Source organism: Nonomuraea sp. NPDC059007 (genome assembly GCF_042740555.1).
GTDB lineage: Bacteria > Actinomycetota > Actinomycetes > Streptosporangiales > Streptosporangiaceae > Nonomuraea.
Genome location: NZ_JBHYJD010000034.1, coordinates 53,883 through 72,649, shown reverse-complemented (window position 1 = coordinate 72,649; position 18,767 = coordinate 53,883). Strand labels below are relative to the sequence as shown.

The following is an 18,767-nucleotide window of genomic DNA, read 5'->3' as shown; positions in this document are numbered from 1 at the left end:
CAATATCCAGCAAATCACCGCACGCCGGCCCCTCACTGATCGGGGGGAGAGGTCTGGTTGAGCTCGGCGAGCGTGATGAGCCCGTCGTCGAGGGCACGGCCGACGAGTTCGCTCTTGGTACGCGCCGCCCGTCCCACGTTGGCGTACTTCACCCGGACCCGCGCGATGTAGGTGTCGACGGTCTTCACGGTGATGTTGAGCTTGGCGGCGACCAGGTCCTTGGACGAGGACACGAACCACGCCCGCAGCACCTCGGACTCGCGCTGGGACAGGCGTGGCCGGCCGGGGTCCTCGTCGGCGATGAGCGCACCGGACAGCGACGGCGCGGTGTAGGACTCGCCCCGCGCGACCGCCCGGATGGCGGGTACCAGGTGCTCGGGCCCTTCGCGCTTGGTCAGGTAGGCGAGCGCGCCCAGGTCCACGCATTTGATCGCGGTCGCGTCGTCGGTGTGCTGGGAGTACACGATCACGCGCCGGCCGCTGTCGACCAGCCTGCGCAGTTCGCCGAAGTCCGGCCGGCGCGGCACCAGCTCCAGGTCGAAGATCACGACGTCGGCCTCGGCGCCGGGTCCGGTCCAGACGTCGGCGAGCCGGTCCCCGGCGTCGATGAGGGCGATCTCCGGGTCGGCCCGTGAGCACCAGGAGTGGACGCCCGCGCTAATGGCCGCGTGATCATCGACGATCACCGCGGTGATCAACTCGCCACCTGCCATCGGGCCTCCATCCAGACCGTGCCGCGCCGCCTCCCCGGCCGACCGTCACGCCCCACCGCTCGCGAACTCGCCCGCAGCCGCAGCCAGCCTAGATGATTGATTCCAAGGCTGCTGGCTATGATCAATGGTCGTAGGCGGTGAGGGATCGGGTGGTGGGCTGGCCGGTCTTGTCGTTGTGCCAGATGACTGCGGTCAGCGCCAGGATGCGGGTGATGACGCGGATGATGACGCCCGCAGGGGTTCGTCCGCCGTGTCGTTCCAGGTTGAGCTGGCCTTTGAGGGTCTGGTTGATCGACTCGATGGTCTGCCGCAGGGGTTTGAGCAACTCGCTGCCGGCCCGTGGGGGTTCGCCCTTACGGGCTTTGCGCAGCAGCCGCAGGTCGCTCTCGGTGAGGGCCTGTTCGAAGTCGCGGCCGTAGTACTGCATGTCCGCGATGATCGTCTGTTGCGGGTGGCCGGCTGCCAGGTCGGGGTCGGCCTCCAGCATGCCCAGCAGGGTGGTGCGTTCATCGGCCTTGGCGCCGGTCAGCGCGAACGCCACCGGCAGCCCGCTCAGCAGATGCAGCCGCAGCCCCCAGAAGAACCGGGAGTGCGAGGCGCAGTATCCGTACTCGGCCCAGCCCGCCAGCGCCGAGCGGCGGGCTGTCTGCCGGGACCGGCCGCACTCCACCGGGGTCGAGTCGGCCACCCACACGTCATCACTCCACAACGTGGTGTCCCGGCCCAGGATCTGGATCATGTGCAGGACCAGCCCGATCGCGGCCCGCAGTCGCTTGTTGTAGCCGGACTGACCCGGCAGGTACGGGAACATCCCGGCCAGATGCGCCCGCCCGTACCGCAGCCATCTGCGCTCGGAGGTGAACCCGAGCAGCGCCGACAGCACCGCCAGGGTCACCAGTTCCGCGTCGCTCAACTGGGGCTTGATCCCCACCGCAGGACGTTCGGGTGCCAGGTCCGGGAAAGCCCGCAACTGATCGTCGATCTTCACATACAGTGCCGTAGCGAGGGTGTTCAGTTCTGTCGTCACAAACGGATCTTGGACACCCTCGCTGCATGCCCGCAGCCGATCAACAAAACTCAGCCCTTGGAATCAATCATCTAGTGGCCGCCGCCGGCAGCGAAGCCGTGGCGTGCTCGTGGCTAGCCGGCCATGAGCCGGGCCAGCCGGTCGTAGGCCGGGGACGAGGCTCCGGGCTGGGACTGCGCGGCCAGCCGGGCGATCTCCGGGTTGTGGACGGGGCGGCTCTCGGCCCGGCTGGGGTGCCGGGCGAACCAGTCGCGGGTACGGTCCGCCAGGCCGGGCAGGCGGGGGTCGTCGGGCGACCAGTCGTAGGCGGCGTCATGGTCGAGGTAGAGAGCGCGGAACTCGGGATCGGTCATGAGCTCGCGTTTCTCCGCGATCCACACCAGGGCGTCCTCGGGCGAGGCCGTCTGCATGAGGATCCAGCCGTCGCGTTCGACCTGGACGGCGCGCTCGCTGGCGCCGAGGTCGCACAGGTCGTCGAGGTAGTCGGCGACCTCCGGGGAGACGAAGAGCCGGTCACCGCCGTGCAGCTGGGCGAGTTGTTCACGGGACCGGGTCAGCTGCGCGATGCGATCCTCGAGGTCGTGGTCGATCTCGGCGATGGCCACCGCGAGCGCCTCCGGGCCCGCGTCGAGAAGGTCCCTGACGCGGGCCAGCGGCACACCCGCGTGGGCCAGAGTCCTGATCTTGACGAGGGTGATGGCGTGCGCGGCGGTGTAGCGCCGGTAGCCGGAGGAGTCGCGGCCGGGCTCGGTGAGCAGGCCGCGCTCGTGATAGTGGCGGATGGCCTTGGTGGTCACTCCGGCGTAGTCCGCGAGCTGGCCTATCGTGAGCATGCCGGCCATCCTTCCACCTCGGCGTCAACCGGTCAGACCCGGCGGGTCAGGCGGCCGCCGCCGTTGCGGAAACGCGTCTGCCCGTCGCGGACGTCGTGGAAGGAGACGAGCAGCAGCCGCAGGTACCCGTCGAACACCTCCGTCGGGTAGCCGGCGGGCGCGAAGAGGCCGGGCCGGATCGGCACGTAGCGCTGCGGCGGGGCGGAGGTCGTGCCACCGGCGAACTCGGTGAAGATGCGCTCCTGAGAGGCGTCCGCCGGTTCGTAGGTCGTCCGCTCCTCGAGCTGGCCGTCGACGATGCTGACGTCGACGCGGAGCTGGTTGGAGCGGTAGGTGCCCACGTAGGGGGTGAGGTCGACGTCCTGCTCCCACTCGGTGATCAGCTTGGGGATCCGGACGCCGAGGTGCTCGCTCAGGAGCCACCCCAGGAGCTGGTCCTGCAGCATGATCGCCGCCGGGTTGTTGCCGTAGGCGGCGAAGACCAGGTCGTACTCGGGGATCACGCACAGGAGGGAGACGCCGCCGGGCGAGGCGCCCGACATGGCCAGGACGGTCGTGCCGCCGAACGGGTACAGCACCCAGCCCAGGCCGATCGGCGGGGTGTTGGGGCTGCCCATGTCGTGGGAGACCCGCTGCATCAGCGCGGTCGACTCGGCCGACAGGACGCGCGTACCGGAAGGCGACACGCCTCCCGCGAGGTGGGTGCGCCCGAACGCGAGCAGGTCGGCGATGGTGCCGATCGGGGTTCCGCCGGCCGGGCCCCAGGTGTCGGGCAGCGTGAACATGTTCGTGGGCCTGGGCTCCATGGTCTCCGGGTCGGGAAAGTGGCCGACGGCCGTGCTGCGCAGGATGGCCTGCTCGGCCGAGGTGCCGGAGTCCTTCATGCCGGCGGGGGCGTAGACGTCGCGTTCGAGCAGGTCGGGGAAGGACAGGCCGGTCACCACCTCCAGCAGGCGGCCCGCGACGATCATGCCGCCGTTGGAGTAGCTGAGCTGCTCGCCGGCTTCGAACAGCGTGCCGCAGCCGGCCAGGCCCTTGACGTAGGCGTCCAGGGCCCCGCGGCCCTTGTCGGCGGGGAAGTACAGGTCGGCGTCGATGCCGTTGGTGTGCCCGATCAGGTGCCGGACCAGGATCTTGTCCGCGGCCCCCGGTACGGCCAGCGCGAACTCGGGCAGGTACCTCGTCACCGGCGCGTCGAGGTCGAGCGCCCCGCGGTCGACCTGCTGGAGGACCAGGGTGGTGGTCAGGACCTTGGTGACGGAGCCGAACAGGAATCCGGTCTCGCCCAGCATGGGCGCGCCGGTGGCGACGTTGGCGGTGCCGTGGGCGACGATGATCTGCTCGCCGGCCTGGTAGACGCCGGCGACGAACCCGGGGATCCCGGCGGACTCGCAGTGGGCGGCGACCTGGTCGCGGATCTGGGCTTCGATGGTGTGCGGTGCGTTGTTGTTCATGTGGAGCATCCTCGAAGCTTGCCCCTGGGGCAAGGTCAAGCCGTGAGGTTCAATCGCCCGCGGAGGGCGCGGGCCCACGCAGCAGCCACTGCCCGAACGTCCGGCGCGGGGGCCGCACCACCACGCGGCCGTGGACCTTCTGACCGACCAGTTCCACCCGCAGGGTGACCGGCGCCTCGGGATGGCGGCGGTGCTTGACCTTGCTGTGCACCAGCTGCAGACCGTCGGTGTCGACCACGACGCCCGGCCGCGTGACCAGCGTCAGGGTCTTGCCCGCCATGCTCACGTCGATCCGCAGGGTGTCGTGCGTGATCACCGCGTCGGTGAAGTCGAGCGTCACGGCGCAGTAGGTGACGGCGAGCTCCAGCCTCCGGGGCACCACCCAGCGTCCCGTGCGCTCGATCGGCCCGCTGTGGACCTGCTCGATCCGCACCAGGTCCTTGACCTCCGCGACGGCCGCCCCGGAGGTGGCCGACACGGGCGGCAGGTCGGCGGTGAGCGGGGTCAGTTCGCTCAGGGTCCGCGCCGACAGGGCGGCCTCCACGCGCTCGTCCAGTTCGTCGGCGGTCAGCAGCCCTTCGCCCGCCGCGATGCGGAGCACGTCCACCACGCGGTCCCGGTCGGCATGAGAGGCTCGCAGCTCCGGCGACGAGCCCTTCCCGGTGGGCGGAGTCTCTCTCGGCATGCTTCCATCCTGGTCCTGTCGAGCCGGTGCGCGACGCGACCAAAGCCTAGCGCTCTCCTCAGCGGGGACGGCTGTGCGCGGCCTCGGCCAGATCCGTCCATTCCCCGGCCGAGGAGTGGGGCACGACCACCCAGTCCTTCATCTCCCTGCCCTCCCCCGAGGGGTCGAAGAGCGACGCCCCGGGCAGCTTGAGCGCGGTCGCGTGCTCGGTGGTGTCCCTGACCAGCCGGAACACCATCGCGCCGTCACGCTGCAGGCTCGCGAACACCTTCCCCGCCTGATCCTTGAGCGCCGGTCTCCCCATCATCCCGGAGATCCGCACACCCAGATCGGCCAGCTCGGCGCCGACCTGCTCGAAATCCTCTTCAGCGCTCATCGTCAGTCGATCCCCCACTCCATGGCGGGGTCGAGCGGCTCAGCCCCGTGACACGATCGCCTCGGCCCCCGCCTCCCGGCAACACGGCGATCAGGCTAGTCGTCGCGGGGACACCGATCAAGGCCGGGGTGGAGGCGCCGGTCAGCCGTCACGAGAGGTTTCGCGGCCACGGCGGTACGACCTCTGGCGGCACGCGGGCGAGCAGTACGTCCGGCGACGCCCCCGCGCGGGCTGGGTGAAGGGCTCTCCGCAGACCGCGCAGCGATCCACGGCTTTTTCGTCACGCGGTGGCGGTATTTCGTCACGTGCCGACCGGGCCGCGGCGACGAGACCCCGTACCGGGACGAGCCCGCGCGGCGTGTGGCTGACCAGTTCGCCGTCGAGATCCGGGCACTCGCCGACGATGTCGTCGTCCGGGCACAGCAGCAGGTGCACCAGATAGTCCTGCGCGCTGCGCAGATGCCTGATCCTCTCCTCGATCAGCTCGGCGTGGCGCCGCACCGTGTCCTGCCAGTGCCGGTTCCGGCTGCCCGCGGTGACGACGGACGCCTGTTCGAGCGGCATCGCCCCCGTCACGCAGCACAGGTACGCCAGCCCGATCCGGCGCAGCCCGGTCTCGGTGTAGACCCGGCGCCCGTTGACCCGCGGCGGCTCGGGCAGCACACCCTGGGACTCCCACCAGCGCAGCGTCGAGGGGGCGAGGCCGTAGAGGGCCGCCGCCTGGCCGATCGAGACGCCGAGAGGCTCATCCATGGAGCCCATTTGACATCAAGTCGCCTTCAAGTCTCAAGCTTGGACTGAGGTTAGGCATACCTAAGTCCCTGTGGTCCCAGGAGGAACGAAGACTTGAGCACGACAACAGCAGATCCCCCGGCCGCGCTCGCGAAGGCCGGGGCCCTGGCGCGGCTGCTCGCCCCGATCCGGGCCCACCTCGTGGTCTGCGCGACCCTGTCGACCTTGAGCGCGGCGGCGGGCATCGTGCCGTACATCGCCGTCGCCGAGATCGCGCGCGTCATGCTCGGCGACCCCGCCGGGGCCGGCGCCGCCATCTGGACCTGGGTGGGCATCGGCGCCGCCGGCGCCGCCCTGTGGCTCCTGCTGCTGGTGCAGTCCTCGCGCGTGGGGCACTACGCGGACGCGGCGATCCTGCACGACCTGCGGGTACGGATCGTCCGTCACCTCGGCGCGCTGCCCCTGGGCTGGTTCCGCGCCTCGGGCTCCGGCCGGGTCAAGCGGGCGATGACGGGCGACCTGGAGGAGATGCACGAGGTCATCGCGCACGCCCTGGGTCAGCTGACCGGAGCGGTCACGGTGACGGTCGTCGGCGCGGGATACCTGTTCTTCGTCGACGTCCCCATGGCGCTCATCGCGCTGGCCGTCCTGGGACTGATGGCGCTCTTCTACCGGGTCTCCATGCGTTCCATGACGACCCACATGAACCGGCTCATCGCCGCCGACGCCCGCATCAGCGCCGCCAGTGTCGAGTACGCCGACGGGATCCAGGTGGTCAAGACGTTCGGCACCGGAGGCCGCGTCCTGCGCCGGTTCGACGACGCCGTGGACGAGCACACCCAGGCGTTCGCCGCGTGGGTCGCCGAGGTGCGCTACAGCTCGGCGGTGTCACGGCTGCTCGGCTCGGAGATGGCCGTCCTCGCCGTCGTGACCGCCGCCGGGCTGGCCTTCCTCGGCCACGGGTCGCTCGCCGTCGCCGACCTCGTGGCGTTCCTGGTCGTCGCCGTCGGGCTGCCGAACTCGATCCTCCCGGCCGTGAGCGCCGCCCAGGGCGTACGCAAGGGCCGGATGGGCGCGGCCAACATCGAGCGGCTGCTGTCGCGCCCGCCGCTGCCCGAGCCCGCCCGCCCCGAAAAGCCGCGGGGGCACGGCGTGGAGTTCGACCGCGTCACGTTCTCCTACGACGGGGTGACCCACGCGCTCGAGAACGTCAGCGCCGTCTGCCCGCCAGGACAGGTGACCGCGATCGTGGGCCCGTCGGGCGCGGGCAAGACGACGCTCGCGAGCCTGCTGCCGCGCTTCTACGACGTGACGGACGGCGCGATCCGGATCGGCGGAACCGACGTGCGCTCGATCCCGTCGGCCGACCTGCTGGCGTCGATGTCGCTGGTGTTCCAGGACGTGGCGCTGCTGCGCGACAGCGTGGCGGAGAACATCCGCATCGGCCGGCCCGGCGCGAGCGACGCCGAGGTTCGCCGGGCGGCCACCGACGCGCACATCCACGAGGTGATCGAACGCCTGCCCGAGGGCTACGACACCCTGCTCGACGCGGGCGGCGGCAGCCTGTCCGGCGGCGAGCGCCAGCGGCTGACCATCGCGCGGGCGATCCTGTCCGGGGCGCCGATCGTCGTGCTGGACGAGGCGACGGCCGCGCTCGACGCCGACAGCGAGGCGGCGGTCCAGGACGCGCTGGCCACCCTGGCGATCGGCAAGACGGTGATCGTCATCGCCCACCGGCTGCACACGATCGCCGGCGCCGGCCAGATTCTCGTGCTCGACAGGGGGCGGCTGGCCGAGCGCGGCAACCACGACGACCTGCTCGCGAGCGGCGGCCTGTACGCCAGGATGTGGGCCGCGCAGGAAGGGGCGCTCGCATGATCCGGCGGCTGTACCGGCTCTGGCCGGAGCCGAAACTGCTGGCCCGGCTGTGGCTGCTCACCGCCGCGCAGGCCGTTCTGCAAGGTCTGCTGCTCGGCCTGCTGGTCCCGATCCTGGACGCCGTCGTACGGCCGGAGCCCGACCTCGCCGCGGCCACCCCCTGGCTCGTGCTCGGCGCGGTCGGCGCGCTCGCGTACGCGGTGCTGAGCGTCATCGCCACCCCCGTCGGGTTCGCGGCGTCGGGCGCGCTGGCGGCGCAACTGCGGCGGGGCCTGATGCGGCAGGTGAGCGCGCTGCCGCTGGGGTGGTTCACCGCCGAGCACAAGGCGCGGCTCGCCCGGGGCGTGACCGCGGACGTCGGCGACTCCGCGCACCTGGCCGTGACCGTCGCCGGTCCCGCGATCACCTCGACGTTGCTGCCCGCGACGATCGTCGCCGTGACGTTCGCCGTCGACTGGCGGATGGCGTTGCTGCTGTGCGCGATCGCGCTGATCGCCTTCTGGGCGCTACGGCGGGCCGCGCGCATCGCCGAGATCGCCGAGATCGAGCTGGAACGGGCCTCGGCCGGGGTCGCCGGCCGGGCGATCGAGTTCGGCCAGGCCCAGCCGGTCCTGCGCGCGGCCGGATACGCCGACGGCACGCCCAGGATGCGCGCCGCGCTCGTGGACCACCGCGAGACCTACCGCGACGGCATGCGCCGCGCGCGCCGGCCGTTCTTCGTCTACACCGGCGTGATCATGGGCGGCTTCGTCGCGGTGCTCGCGCTGGCGGCCGGGCTCGTGCTCGGCGAGCACGTCCCGGTTCCCGAGGCGATCGCGCTGCTCGTGCTCGCCGCCCGCTTCCTGGAGCCGCTCGGCAACCTCATCGACCTCATCGGGGCGCTGCGCGCGATGACGAACAAGATCACCCGCATCGAGGAACTGCTGGCCACGCCCACGCTGCCCGTGCCGGCCGACCCGGTGCGCGGCATCGAGGCGGCCGACGTCGAGTTCTCGCGCGTCAGCTTCACCTACCCGGGCGGCCGGGCCCCCGCGCTGCGCGAGGTGTCGCTGCGCTGCCGGCCGGGCACCACCACCGCGCTGGTCGGGCCCTCCGGCTCCGGGAAGACGACGGTGACCAGGCTCGTCGCCCGGTTCTTCGACGTCGGCTCCGGGCACGTGCGCGTCGGCGGCGTCGACGTCCGCGACCTCGATCCGGGCGCCCTGCTCGACGAGATCGCCATCGTCTTCCAGGACGTCTACCTGTTCGACGACACCATCGAGAACAACCTGCGCCTGGCCCACCCGGAGGCGAGCTGGCACGAGCTCGAGGAGGCGGCCGCCGCCGCCCGGCTCGACGAGGTGGTCGAACGGCTGCCCGACGGCTGGCGTACCCGCGTGGGCGAGGCCGGCGCCCAGTTGTCGGGCGGCGAACGCCAGCGCGTCGCGATCGCGCGGGCGATACTCAAGCGGGCGCGCATCGTGCTCGTCGACGAGGCCAGCTCCGCGCTCGACCCCGAGAACGAGGCCGCGATCACGCAGGCCATCGCCAACCTCGGCGACGACCCCTCCCGGACGGTGATCGTGATCGCCCACCGCCCCGCCACCCTGGCCGCGGCCGACCACGTGGTCTCGCTCGACGAGGGCCGCGTCACCGAGACCGGCACACCCTCGGAACTGCTGCGCACGGGCGGGGCGTTCGCGCGGCTGTCCCGGCAGTACGAGCGGGCACGGCACTGGCGCATCGCCGAGAAGGGACACCCGTCGTGAAGCCGCGCCTCCTGGCGATCGTGCTCGCGGTGGCGCTCTCGCTCGCCGCGTGCGGCACCGCGTCGCCGTCCGCGCCGGAACCAGGCGGTGGAACGGTGACCGTGACGTCAGCAAGCGGCGAGGTCACCGTGCCCGTCACCGACTCCGGGATCTGGGCGCTGGACTACCAGACCGCCCTCAACCTCCTGGCGCTGGGCGTCGTCCCCGGGCACGCCGGGAAGTACGGCTACGACACCGACCCGTTCGTGTCCGCCGCCTACACGATCCTGGAGAAGGCCGGGGTCGAGCTGGTCGAGCCCGGCAAGGCCGAACTCGTCGCCGCCGCCGGGCCGGAGCTCGTCGTCGGCCTGCCGAACACCGGCAGCGACACGATCGTTCCGCAACTGCGCGAGATCGCGCCGGTCGTGATCCTGCCCGGCCTGCCCGTGCTGGAGGACACCCTCGGCACCCTCGGCGCGATCACGGGACACCAGGCCCAGGCCGCGGCCGTGGCTGGGCGTCTCAAAACGGCACGCACCGACCTGGCGCGCCGCGTCAAGGGCTCGAAGTTCGCGGGCGCCGCCGTGTCGGCGCTGTCCGCGTGCGGCGAGGACACCTTCTGCGTGTACGGCAACGCGCGCGGCTTCGGCCCGATCCTTACCGAACTCGGCCTGAGGCGGCCCGCCGGGCAGGCGCTCAAGGGCAACGAGTGGGGATACGAGAACCTCTCGCCGGAGAAGCTCGGCGAGCACAAGGCCGAGATCATCATCGCGTTCGCCGGCTCGGTCACCTTCGGGGCTCCGTCTCCGCTCGAGAACCGGCTGCTCGACACCTCGGGATCGCGGACCGGCGAGGTGGACTTCTCCGCGTGGTTCGGGGTCGGCCCGCTGAACCAGCTCTGGGTGCTCCACGACCTCGACGCGCTGCTCTTCGGCGACGGCCGGGCCGCCGGGGCGGCGGACGGTCCCGCGCTGTGGTCGCAGGTCACCGCAGCCTCATGAGCGCGCGGCCGTTTCGCCTGGTCGTGGCCGCGCTCGCCCTGGTGGTGGCGGCGATCCTGAGTGTCGCCGTCGGGGCCAAGCCGATCGACCTCGCGGCGATCGCCGGGTCACTCACCGGCTTCGACGGGTCGGGCGACCACCACATCGTGCGTGACCTCCGTCTTCCGCGTACGGCCGCCGGGCTGCTGGCCGGGGCCGCGCTCGGCGCGTCGGGCACGCTGATCCAGGCGCTGACCCGCAATCCGCTCGCCGACCCGGGACTGCTCGGGGTGAACGCCGGGGCGGCGCTGGCCGTCGCGATCGGGATCGCCGTGTTCGGGGCCGGGTCGGCCGGCGGGTACCTGTGGTTCGCGTTCGCCGGCGCGCTGGCCGCGACGCTCGGCGTCTACCTGATCGGGTCGGCGGGGAAGGGAGCCGCCGACCCGATCAGGCTCACGCTCGCCGGTGTCGCGATGGGCGCGGTGCTGATGGGCGTCACCTCGGCGATGATGCTGCTCCAGCCCCGCGTCTTCGACCACATGCGCGGCTGGAACGCCGGCACGCTCGCGGGCCGCGGCCCGGACGTGCTGCTGCCCGCGCTGCCCTTCGTGGCCGCGGGCCTGCTGCTGGCCCTCGTGGCCGCGCGATCGCTGAACGGCGTCGCCCTCGGCGACGAGGTCGCCGCCTCCCTCGGCGTGCGGGTCGGCCGTACGCGGGCCCTCGTGGTCGTCGCGGTGACGTTGCTGGCCGGTTCGGCGACCGCGATCGCGGGCCCGGTCGCGTTCGCCGGTCTGATGACGCCCCACGTCGCGCGGTGGATCACCGGTCCCGACCAGCGATGGATCCTCCTCCAGACGATCGTCCTCACGCCGGTCCTGCTCCTGCTGGCCGACGTGATCGGCCGGGTCGTGACCGCACCCGGTGAGGTGCCCGTCGGCATCGTCACCGCCTTCGTCGGCGCGCCCGTGCTCATCGTCCTGGCCAGGCGCGCGCGGGCGAGCCGGCTGTGACCGGGGTCCGCGCCATGGTCGTGAGCCTGTCGCTCCTGCTGCTGTGCGGCGCGGTCGTCCTGTGGTCGCTGACCACCGGCGATCTCCGGCTCGGCATCGGCGAGGTCGCCGCCGCCCTGACCGGCGGGGAGGACCGCGTCACCCGCATGGTCGTGCTCACGTGGCGCCTGCCGCGCGCGGTGGCGGCCGTGGTCTTCGGCGCCGGGCTGGGCGTGGCGGGCGCGATCTTCCAGTCGCTGACCGGGAACCCGCTGGGCAGCCCGGATGTCATCGGGTTCTCCAGCGGCGCGTACACCGGCGCGCTGATCGTGATCATCGGCGTCGGCGGCGGCTACCTCGACGTGGCCGCGGGCGCGCTGATCGGGGGCCTGGCCACCGCCGCCGTGGTCTATCTGCTCGCCTTCCGTCGCGGCGTCCAAGGGTTCCGGCTCATCGTCGTCGGCATCGGCGTCTCCGCGATCCTCACCGCGGCCAACACCTGGATGCTCCTGCGCGCGCAGCTGGAGACCGCCATCACGGCGGCGGTCTGGGGCGCCGGAACGCTCAACGGCATCGGCTGGGATCGCGCCGCTCCGGCCTGCCTCGCGACCCTCTCCCTCTTGATCGCCCTCAGGCGGTTCCAGCCGTCCCTGCGCGTCCTGGAGATGGGCGCCGACACCGCGCGGGCCCTCGGCGTCCGCGTCGAAGGCAGCCGCCTCATCCTGCTGTTCACCGCCGTCGTGATCACCGCCGCCGTCACCGCCGCGGCCGGGCCGATCGCCTTCGTCGCCCTGGCCGCGCCACAGATCGCCCGCCGCCTCACCCGCGCTCCCGGAGTCACGTTGACCGCCTCGGCGCTGACGGGAGCGCTGCTGCTGGCGAGCGCCGACCACGCGGCCCAGCACCTGATGCCGCGGGTCCTCCCCGTAGGTGTCGTCACGGTGATCGCCGGCGGCGGCTACCTGGTCTGGCTGCTCATCCACGAACAGCGCCGCCGCTGACGAATTCCCGATGGGGTCCGAACCTTTGTCGCGCCGGTGCCATCCAACCCTACGAAAGATCCACATACGACCGGGGGCTGATATACATGCGGATCGCCATGGTGATGACCGGAGTAGCGGTGGCGGGAATGCTCACGAGCCAGGCGGCCGCGGCCGAAAGCCGGTCGATTCCGAAAAACTTCCTGCTTTACGAGAAGCAGGCGCGCCAGGACGTCAAGAACAAGCACTGGTATGTCAACGAGGGCGAGGGGCGCGATCTGGCCGAGGTCAACAACATTCAGTGTTCCGACGCCAGGCTCAAGGGCTGGATCGACCGGCGTGACGTCACCTTCAACCCGAAGAACGACGGCAACGAGAAAACCCACTCCTCCCGCGGCGAACAGGTCTTCCTCTTCGCCAGCACTCCGGGGGCCGAGAAGATGATCAAGCAAATACGCGAGCGCATGGCACGATGCGAAGGCGTCAAGGTCGTCCGGCCGGCGATCGGCGACGGCGCGGTGGGCGGATCGCGCACGGTCCGGCAGGCGGGTGCGGCCGCGCAGGTCCAGAAGTTCGTGGCGGTCCGCAAGGGTGCCGCGGTCGCGCTCTACTGGGACCTGCGCAACGACGCCGAGGCACTGCGCACCCTCGCCCAGCACGGCAAGGACGCCGAGCGGATGGCCGCCAAGCTCTGCCGGATCGGCGGCTGCTGAAACGCCTCCGGCTCCTATCGCGTCAGCGGCCTTCTTTCTTCCGGCCTGAAGTGCCATGAAGCTGCCGCGAGAATGAGAAGAAAGAGCGCCGGAAGCAGCTGATACCAGGCGTCGCCCGTGGCGATGTGCGAGAACATCCCTCCGGTGAACAGAAAGAACATGCCCGCGTACGCCCATTCCTTGAGCAGCGGATACTTGGGAAGCAGAATCGCCAGCGCCCCCAGGAGCTTCCACCCGCCCAGAATGGTGAGAATGTAGACGGGGTAACCCAGTTCCGCGATACCCCACGCATAGGGCGGCGCCAATGCCTCCTTTCCCTCGATCCTCAGAATTTGCTGAACTCCAGAACCGACCAGCCCCGATGCGAGCCCAATGGTGGAAACCCAGTAGACGATCCTCCGTGTCTTCGCCATATCGCATCGACTCCTCGCTGATTTCGTTCCGTGACTACCCAGGTCACGTTATTGCGAGGCGATCGGCCGACGCTTCTCGATTCCTGATCGATGCTTCGGTAGAGGCGCGTACCACCCATCGGTGTGCCTGCGGCGGCCGCCCCCCCTGAAGGTGAAGCTCAGACGAGGTAGACGTTCTTCATCTTGGTGAAGGTGGCGAAGGGGCCCTCGCCTTGGTCGAAGAGTTTGACGCGGAGGTCGGCCGCCGTCGGGTCCTCCTTGAGGGATTCGGCGAAGTCGCGGGAGACGTGGCTCAGGTGGGCGACGACGCCCTTGCGGCAGATGTCGGTCAGCGCCTCGCGGTCGGTGGTGGCGCCCTCGCGGAGTTCGATGTTGATGACGGGGCGGTATTCCAGGCCGGGAAGTTCTTCCAGTGACAGGCAGAAGCGGGCGATCGAGGCGGCGTAGGGGTTGCCTTGGTAGAGGCCGTATTCGACGTCCTGCGGGTACAGGTTGGCGCCCATGTAGGAGATGGTCGAGTCCTTGCGGCCGAACAGGAACAGCAGCGGCAGGTTCATGCGCTCGTCGGTCCACATGCCCGCGTAGTCGGCGCCCAGGGCGCGCTTCACCTCGGGGAGCGTTCTCAGCAGGGCCTCGTCGCCCACGTTGTAGCGGAGTTTGGGCTGCAGGCAGCTCTTGGTGTTGATCGTGCACAGGAGTTCGCCGGAGTCGTTGACCTCCAGGAACGTCTCCAGCGGGTTGTAGTGGAAGATCATGGGGAGGCGTTGCTCGTCCGGGCCCAGCAGGGTCTCGCGCAGGTGGCGGTCGGTGGCCAGGCGTTTGCGGAGCCGTACCGTGAAGCCGGTCTCCGCGCCCATCCCGATGGTGAGGTCGCTGGCGCCGTAACCCGAGCGGACCTCCTCGAAGCGCTCCTCCAGGTAGTCGCGCAGCGCCTCGGTCATGCCCTCGCCGCCGACCATGCCGCGGATGCGGTAGTCCGTCCAGGGGAAGCCGCTCGTGTCCAGGCGGTCGCGCAGATGTTTCAGGAACGGCGGGTACGCGGCCACCACGTAGTCGTAGCCGGGGCCGAAGTGTTCGAGGGTGTCGGCGATCTTCTCCAGGTCGGGGCCGGTGTTCTTGACCATGGCGATGCGGGCCATGGCGGTGCCCGTGGTGGTGCCGGTGGCCCAGGCGCCCATCGAGTACGCGTTGATCACGAACAGGCGGCGGCCGGGAAAGACCAGCTCGATGTAGCCGGCGGCGTTGCGGTAGATGCCCTTCAGCTCACGCGGGCCGCGCACCCAGTTGTACGGCTTGCCGCTCGAACCCGATGACTCGTCCACGATCACGCCCGGCCGGTGCAGGCGGCCCTCCTGGCAGCGGCTGCGCTCGTCGTAGGCGCCGGCGTAGTTCTGCTTGGTGGTCTCGGGGAAGTCGGCCAGGCGCCTGGCCTGCCCGGCACCGCGTTCGCGCAGGAAGTCGCGGTAGGCGGGCACGTCCACGGCGGCGAACTGGCAGGCCACGCGGGCGTGCCGGGCGGCCAGCCGGTCGAGCGCGGGGTGGTAGGAGCGGGCCACGAACTTCCACACCGCCGGGTGCATGGCGCCGAGCCGGTAGGCGCCGGTCAGCAGCCACGAGTAGGCCTGGAGCCGGGCTCTGCGCCAGTGCTGGCGGGGGGTGAGCGGTCCCAGACGCGGACTCAGTCGGGTCATGGCCGGTTAACCTAGCGAATCGCGATTGATGATCGCTTGATACGCACTGTCACGAAACAGCGGAGAACGCCCGGCGGCTGCGGCCACCGGGCGTTCTTGACGCCGTCAAGATCGGGGTGAGAGGTCAGGGGTGAGGGGTCAGGCGGCGGCTCTGGCGGTCAGGGCGATCGTGGCCTCGCGCTTGACGCCGTTGACCGTCACCGCCACCACGATCGAGCCTTCCCGCAGCGCGGTCAGGGTGCCGGTCTCGGGGTCGAGCACGGCCTTGTGCCACGGCCGGACGCCGGAGCGGGCGCCGATGTGCAGCGCGGGCGAGCCGCTCCACGACGCCGAGACCGGGTAGGCCACGGGCACCTGGCGCGCCCCCTGCTTGACGGCGGCGGTGACCGCCGCCGGACGGCCCACGGCCACGGTGGCGGGCGCGGTCAGCGTGAGCTCGTCCACGTGCGGGCGTACCTGGGTGCCGATCCACGCGGGCGCGTCCACGAACCAGTTGCGCCGCACGTGCTCGGCCTCGCGCGGGGTGACGGGGTCGACGCCCCACAGCGACCAGCCGGTGAAGCCGCCGTCGCCGGGCGCGGTGGCCGGGTTCTTGCCGGAGTTCCCGTTGATGAAGTACGGCACCGCGTCCACCCGGGAGGCGTGGAAGGTCCCGACGTGGGCCCCGATGTAGGCGGCGCCCTTGCCGGTCTCCCGCTGGAAGTCGGCCAGCCACTGCTCCACCAGCGCCGCTTCCTTGCGGTCGCCGAGCTGGCTGCCCTTGCCCGGCGTGGGGTCGCGCGGCGGCACGTGGAACAGCACCGCCACCGACCCGATCGCCGGGTCCTTCGCGGCGGCGTCGAGCCGTTCGCGCAGGAGGGCGACCTGGTCGAACCCGCCGCCGCGCACGTTCAGCCGCGAGGTGTCGAGGGTGACGAACCGGGTGCCCTTGTGGTCGAAGCTGCGGTAGGTGTCGCCGAAGACCGCCCGGAAGTTGTCGATTTTGCCGCCCATCACCTCATGGTTGCCGGGGATGTACTGATATTTCAGCTCACCGCCCAGCTCCTCATCGAGGATCTTCTTGGCCAGCGCGAAGTCCGCCGGCGACGCCTCGTCCACGAGGTCGCCGTTGATCAGCAGGAAGTCCGGCTTCGCCGCCTTGATCTCCCGCAGCGTACGGCGGGCGTTGCGCACGATGTCGCTGTCCGGGTCGCGCGCCACGAACTGGGCGTCCGACATGACCGCGAACCGCCACGGCATCGCCTCGACCGACGCCTTCACCACCGGGTCGGCGATCTTCTCCGCCGGCGGCGCCTGCACCGGCGGCGGCACCTTGGCCACGAGCCCGTCGATGAGGATCTCGTTGGTGTACGAGGCGTCCGCCTTCGTCTCGGCCACGTAGAACCGGCGCAGCTTGAGCGGGTAGGACACCCCGGGCGGCACCTGGAACTCCACGTACTTCCACCCGGTCCAGGTCAGGAACGGCCCGCGAAGGATCTGCGACTGCCCCTGGGCGTCGTAGAACTCCAGCGAGGGCCACTCCCCCTTGCCGGTGGAGTTGATCCAGAGCCCGAACGCCTGCGGCTGGCCGGGCACCACGATCTGCTGCGGCGGGCTGGCGTACGCCGCCCGGGTGGCCGTCGACTGGGTGAAGTCGTAGGCCAGCTTGAGCCCGCCGCCGCTCTGGCCGGGCGCGGCCGACAGCGAGCCGGTGGCCCGCGCGGCGGCGAAGGCCCAGGAGCCGGCGTCGTCGAAGGTGGCGACGCTCTGCTCCTCGGTGCCCACGGTCACGGGCACGGCGGTGGTGACGCGGCCGACCTTGGCGGTGATGAGCCCGGCGCCCTTGTCCTGCTTGGCCTTCACGGTGAAGAAGCCGTTGGGGCTGGGCGTGACCTCGAACAGCGCGCGGTCGTAGTCGAGCGACAGGTCGCCCGGCTCGATGGGCGCTGAGTTGCCGTTGCGGTCGTAGCCGACCAGGCCGAACGTGCCGGTGGCCTGCGCCGTGGCCAGGCCGACCCGGTCGGTGGTGGCGCCGAGGCGGGCCAGCGGCTGGAGCACGGTCAGCTCCAGCGTGCCCTTGGCCTCGCCGCGGGCGGCGGTGACGGTGGTCTGGCCGGGGACGAGGGCGCGGAAGACGCCCTTGTGGTCGACGACTCCGTGCACGACCGGCTTGGAGCGCCAGCTCGGGGTGCCGGCGGCGGGGCCGTACGTCTCGTCGAAACCGGCGGCGCTCAGCCGCCGCGAGAGCCCGGGGAAGACGCGGTCGGGGCGGCCACCGGCGACGGGGCCGACGCCGGGCGCCTTGGCGGGGTCGCTCGCGGTCTCCAGCCAGAAGCCCTTGAGCTTGCCGCTGCCCTCCGGGGCGTAGAGAGCCAGGCCGTTGGGGACGGGGCGCTCGCCGCCGTCGGAGGGGCTGTTCTCGACCTGGGGCTCGGCGGCGCCGGGCTCGCGGGCGAGCATCGTGGAGGAGCCGCCGCCGTCGAGGTTGAGCGCGTTGTGGGCGCCGAGCTCGATCATCATGGCGGCCAGCTCGTTCAGCGTGACGCCGCGGCTGTCGGCCTGGCGGCCGTCGACGGTGAGCAGGTACATCTTCCTGCCGTCGGCGGAGAAGCCGACCGCGGTGCGCGGGTGCGCCGCCTGGTCGGTGGAGTGCTGGACGGCCCCGTCCTTGACCAGGACGTAGTTGCCGCCGATGGCGGTCTCGACCTGGCCGCCGTCGGAGGGCTTGGGCGTGTACCTGACGTCGATCTTGTCACCGGGCTTGAGCGCGGCGAGGGCGACGGCCCCGGCGTCCCTGCCGAGCAGGATCGTGGTGCCGGCCGGGATCGGGCCGCTGCCCGCGGTGGTGCGGACCTCGGTGACGGCGCCGGCGGTGAGGACGACCTCGGTGACCTTGGCCGCGCCCTCGACCGCGCGGGCCCGGGTGTGGCTGCCCCACAGCGGGGTGAACAGGCCCACGCCGTCGTTCTGGATGAGCTGGTTGAACTGGGTGAGGGCGATCGGGGAGCCGGAGCTCGCGCCCTGCGGGGTGGCGCTGCCCTCGAAGTACATCTTGAGCACGCGGCCGACGCCCTCGCCGGTGAGGGCGACCGCGTTGTTCCAGCCGCTGGTGGGCGACTGGACGAGCGTGCCCTTCTGGACGCCGATGCCGAGCGCGGCGCCCGAGCGGTTGATGTCGAAGAAGTCGCCGTTGACCGCCGCGACCGCGCGGGCGCGCTTGGCGGGGCCGGACAGCGGCTCGGTCTTGGAGACCTCGCCCGAGTTCAGGTAGCCGGCCTTGACGCCGCCGGACAGGTCCGCCGACAGCGCGTCGGCGCGCAGCCAGCCCGCCGCGTCGTAGCGGTCGAAGGCGGTGAAGGTGATGCCGGGCGCCACCGGCCGGCTCTTCTTGGCCGTCTGCAGGTGCTTCGGGGCGGGGGCCGCGAGGAGGGTGGAGGCGGGCGGGTAGGACGACGCGGGGGGCGCGTCCTCGATGGGGGCTTGGGGGTCCACCGCCGCTGTTAACACCAAGGCCGCGGCGGCCACGACTTTGAGGGTGATCACGCCCCGAACTCAATCGCTCGCGGATATAACTTTCAAGACCCAGGGGTGAACTAA

16 protein-coding genes are annotated in these 18,767 nt (G+C 71.3%); 6 read left to right on the top strand and 10 right to left on the bottom strand.

What is annotated here, in order from left to right; genetic code table 11:
- Positions 1–32: 32 nt before the first annotated feature.
- The 7 genes from ACFWY5_RS40115 to ACFWY5_RS40085 all read right to left on the bottom strand — a co-directional run bounded on the left by ACFWY5_RS40115 (position 33) and on the right by ACFWY5_RS40085 (position 5,841).
- Complete coding sequence (locus ACFWY5_RS40115) at positions 33–713, bottom strand: response regulator (RefSeq protein ID WP_379616844.1); 681 nt, start codon at positions 711–713, stop codon at positions 33–35.
- 121 nt (positions 714–834) lie between these two features.
- Complete coding sequence (locus tag ACFWY5_RS40110; protein WP_379637936.1) at positions 835–1,740, bottom strand: IS982 family transposase; 906 nt, start codon at positions 1,738–1,740, stop codon at positions 835–837.
- A 113-nt stretch (positions 1,741–1,853) separates the two neighbouring features.
- Positions 1,854–2,573, bottom strand: a complete 720-nt coding sequence (locus tag ACFWY5_RS40105) for a MerR family transcriptional regulator (protein WP_379616842.1) — start codon at positions 2,571–2,573, stop codon at positions 1,854–1,856.
- A 32-nt stretch (positions 2,574–2,605) separates the two neighbouring features.
- Entirely contained in the window at positions 2,606–4,027 is a 1,422-nt protein-coding gene (locus tag ACFWY5_RS40100; RefSeq protein WP_379637935.1) for a serine hydrolase domain-containing protein, read from the bottom strand.
- Between the two features lie 49 nt (positions 4,028–4,076).
- Positions 4,077–4,712 (bottom strand): DUF1707 domain-containing protein, encoded by a 636-nt coding sequence (locus ACFWY5_RS40095; protein ID WP_379616838.1) that lies wholly within the window; start codon positions 4,710–4,712, stop codon positions 4,077–4,079.
- Positions 4,713–4,770: 58 nt separating this feature from the next.
- Complete coding sequence (locus tag ACFWY5_RS40090; protein ID WP_379637934.1) at positions 4,771–5,088, bottom strand: hypothetical protein; 318 nt, start codon at positions 5,086–5,088, stop codon at positions 4,771–4,773.
- A gap of 141 nt (positions 5,089–5,229) precedes the next feature.
- Complete coding sequence (locus tag ACFWY5_RS40085; protein WP_379616834.1) at positions 5,230–5,841, bottom strand: MerR family DNA-binding transcriptional regulator; 612 nt, start codon at positions 5,839–5,841, stop codon at positions 5,230–5,232.
- A gap of 93 nt (positions 5,842–5,934) precedes the next feature.
- Between ACFWY5_RS40085 and ACFWY5_RS40080 the strand changes: the two genes are divergently transcribed.
- From ACFWY5_RS40080 to ACFWY5_RS40055, 6 genes are all read left to right on the top strand, one after another.
- On the top strand, positions 5,935–7,698 hold the full coding sequence (locus ACFWY5_RS40080) for an ABC transporter ATP-binding protein (protein ID WP_379616832.1): 1,764 nt from the start codon (positions 5,935–5,937) through the stop codon (positions 7,696–7,698).
- On the top strand, positions 7,695–9,446 hold the full coding sequence (locus tag ACFWY5_RS40075; RefSeq protein ID WP_379616830.1) for an ABC transporter ATP-binding protein: 1,752 nt from the start codon (positions 7,695–7,697) through the stop codon (positions 9,444–9,446). The genes ACFWY5_RS40080 and ACFWY5_RS40075 overlap by 4 nt, the downstream gene beginning before the upstream one ends.
- Positions 9,443–10,426: an ABC transporter substrate-binding protein gene (locus ACFWY5_RS40070; protein ID WP_379616828.1), complete on the top strand. Its 984-nt coding sequence runs from the start codon at positions 9,443–9,445 to the stop codon at positions 10,424–10,426. The genes ACFWY5_RS40075 and ACFWY5_RS40070 overlap by 4 nt, the downstream gene beginning before the upstream one ends.
- On the top strand, positions 10,423–11,415 hold the full coding sequence (locus ACFWY5_RS40065; protein WP_379616826.1) for an iron chelate uptake ABC transporter family permease subunit: 993 nt from the start codon (positions 10,423–10,425) through the stop codon (positions 11,413–11,415). Before ACFWY5_RS40070 ends, ACFWY5_RS40065 begins: the two co-directional genes overlap by 4 nt.
- On the top strand, positions 11,412–12,395 hold the full coding sequence (locus tag ACFWY5_RS40060; protein WP_379616824.1) for a FecCD family ABC transporter permease: 984 nt from the start codon (positions 11,412–11,414) through the stop codon (positions 12,393–12,395). The genes ACFWY5_RS40065 and ACFWY5_RS40060 overlap by 4 nt, the downstream gene beginning before the upstream one ends.
- Positions 12,396–12,481: 86 nt before the next feature.
- The gene (locus ACFWY5_RS40055; RefSeq protein WP_379637933.1) at positions 12,482–13,087 is read left to right on the top strand and encodes a hypothetical protein; all 606 of its coding nucleotides are present in this window, start codon (positions 12,482–12,484) and stop codon (positions 13,085–13,087) included.
- Between the two features lie 14 nt (positions 13,088–13,101).
- On the opposite strand, the gene ACFWY5_RS40050 is transcribed toward ACFWY5_RS40055, so the two are convergent.
- The 3 genes from ACFWY5_RS40050 to ACFWY5_RS40040 form a co-directional block, all read right to left on the bottom strand.
- Positions 13,102–13,500, bottom strand: a complete 399-nt coding sequence (locus tag ACFWY5_RS40050) for a DoxX family protein (RefSeq protein WP_379616820.1) — start codon at positions 13,498–13,500, stop codon at positions 13,102–13,104.
- 158 nt (positions 13,501–13,658) lie between these two features.
- Positions 13,659–15,191 carry a phenylacetate--CoA ligase family protein gene (locus ACFWY5_RS40045; protein ID WP_379637932.1) on the bottom strand — a complete coding sequence of 511 codons (1,533 nt, stop codon included), beginning with the start codon at positions 15,189–15,191 and terminating at the stop codon, positions 13,659–13,661.
- 138 nt (positions 15,192–15,329) lie between these two features.
- Positions 15,330–18,713 (bottom strand): phosphodiester glycosidase family protein, encoded by a 3,384-nt coding sequence (locus ACFWY5_RS40040; RefSeq protein WP_379637931.1) that lies wholly within the window; start codon positions 18,711–18,713, stop codon positions 15,330–15,332.
- Positions 18,714–18,767 lie beyond the last annotated feature (54 nt).

Coding starts and splice junctions, on each gene's coding strand:
- ACFWY5_RS40115 (WP_379616844.1), bottom strand. CDS start 713: ATGGCAGGTGGCGAGTTGATCACCGCGGTGATCGTCGATGATCACGCG.
- ACFWY5_RS40105 (WP_379616842.1), bottom strand. CDS start 2,573: ATGCTCACGATAGGCCAGCTCGCGGACTACGCCGGAGTGACCACCAAG.
- ACFWY5_RS40100 (WP_379637935.1), bottom strand. CDS start 4,027: ATGAACAACAACGCACCGCACACCATCGAAGCCCAGATCCGCGACCAG.
- ACFWY5_RS40095 (WP_379616838.1), bottom strand. CDS start 4,712: ATGCCGAGAGAGACTCCGCCCACCGGGAAGGGCTCGTCGCCGGAGCTG.
- ACFWY5_RS40090 (WP_379637934.1), bottom strand. CDS start 5,088: ATGAGCGCTGAAGAGGATTTCGAGCAGGTCGGCGCCGAGCTGGCCGAT.
- ACFWY5_RS40085 (WP_379616834.1), bottom strand. CDS start 5,841: ATGGATGAGCCTCTCGGCGTCTCGATCGGCCAGGCGGCGGCCCTCTAC.
- ACFWY5_RS40075 (WP_379616830.1), top strand. CDS start 7,695: ATGATCCGGCGGCTGTACCGGCTCTGGCCGGAGCCGAAACTGCTGGCC.
- ACFWY5_RS40065 (WP_379616826.1), top strand. CDS start 10,423: ATGAGCGCGCGGCCGTTTCGCCTGGTCGTGGCCGCGCTCGCCCTGGTG.
- ACFWY5_RS40055 (WP_379637933.1), top strand. CDS start 12,482: ATGCGGATCGCCATGGTGATGACCGGAGTAGCGGTGGCGGGAATGCTC.
- ACFWY5_RS40050 (WP_379616820.1), bottom strand. CDS start 13,500: ATGGCGAAGACACGGAGGATCGTCTACTGGGTTTCCACCATTGGGCTC.
- ACFWY5_RS40045 (WP_379637932.1), bottom strand. CDS start 15,191: ATGACCCGACTGAGTCCGCGTCTGGGACCGCTCACCCCCCGCCAGCAC.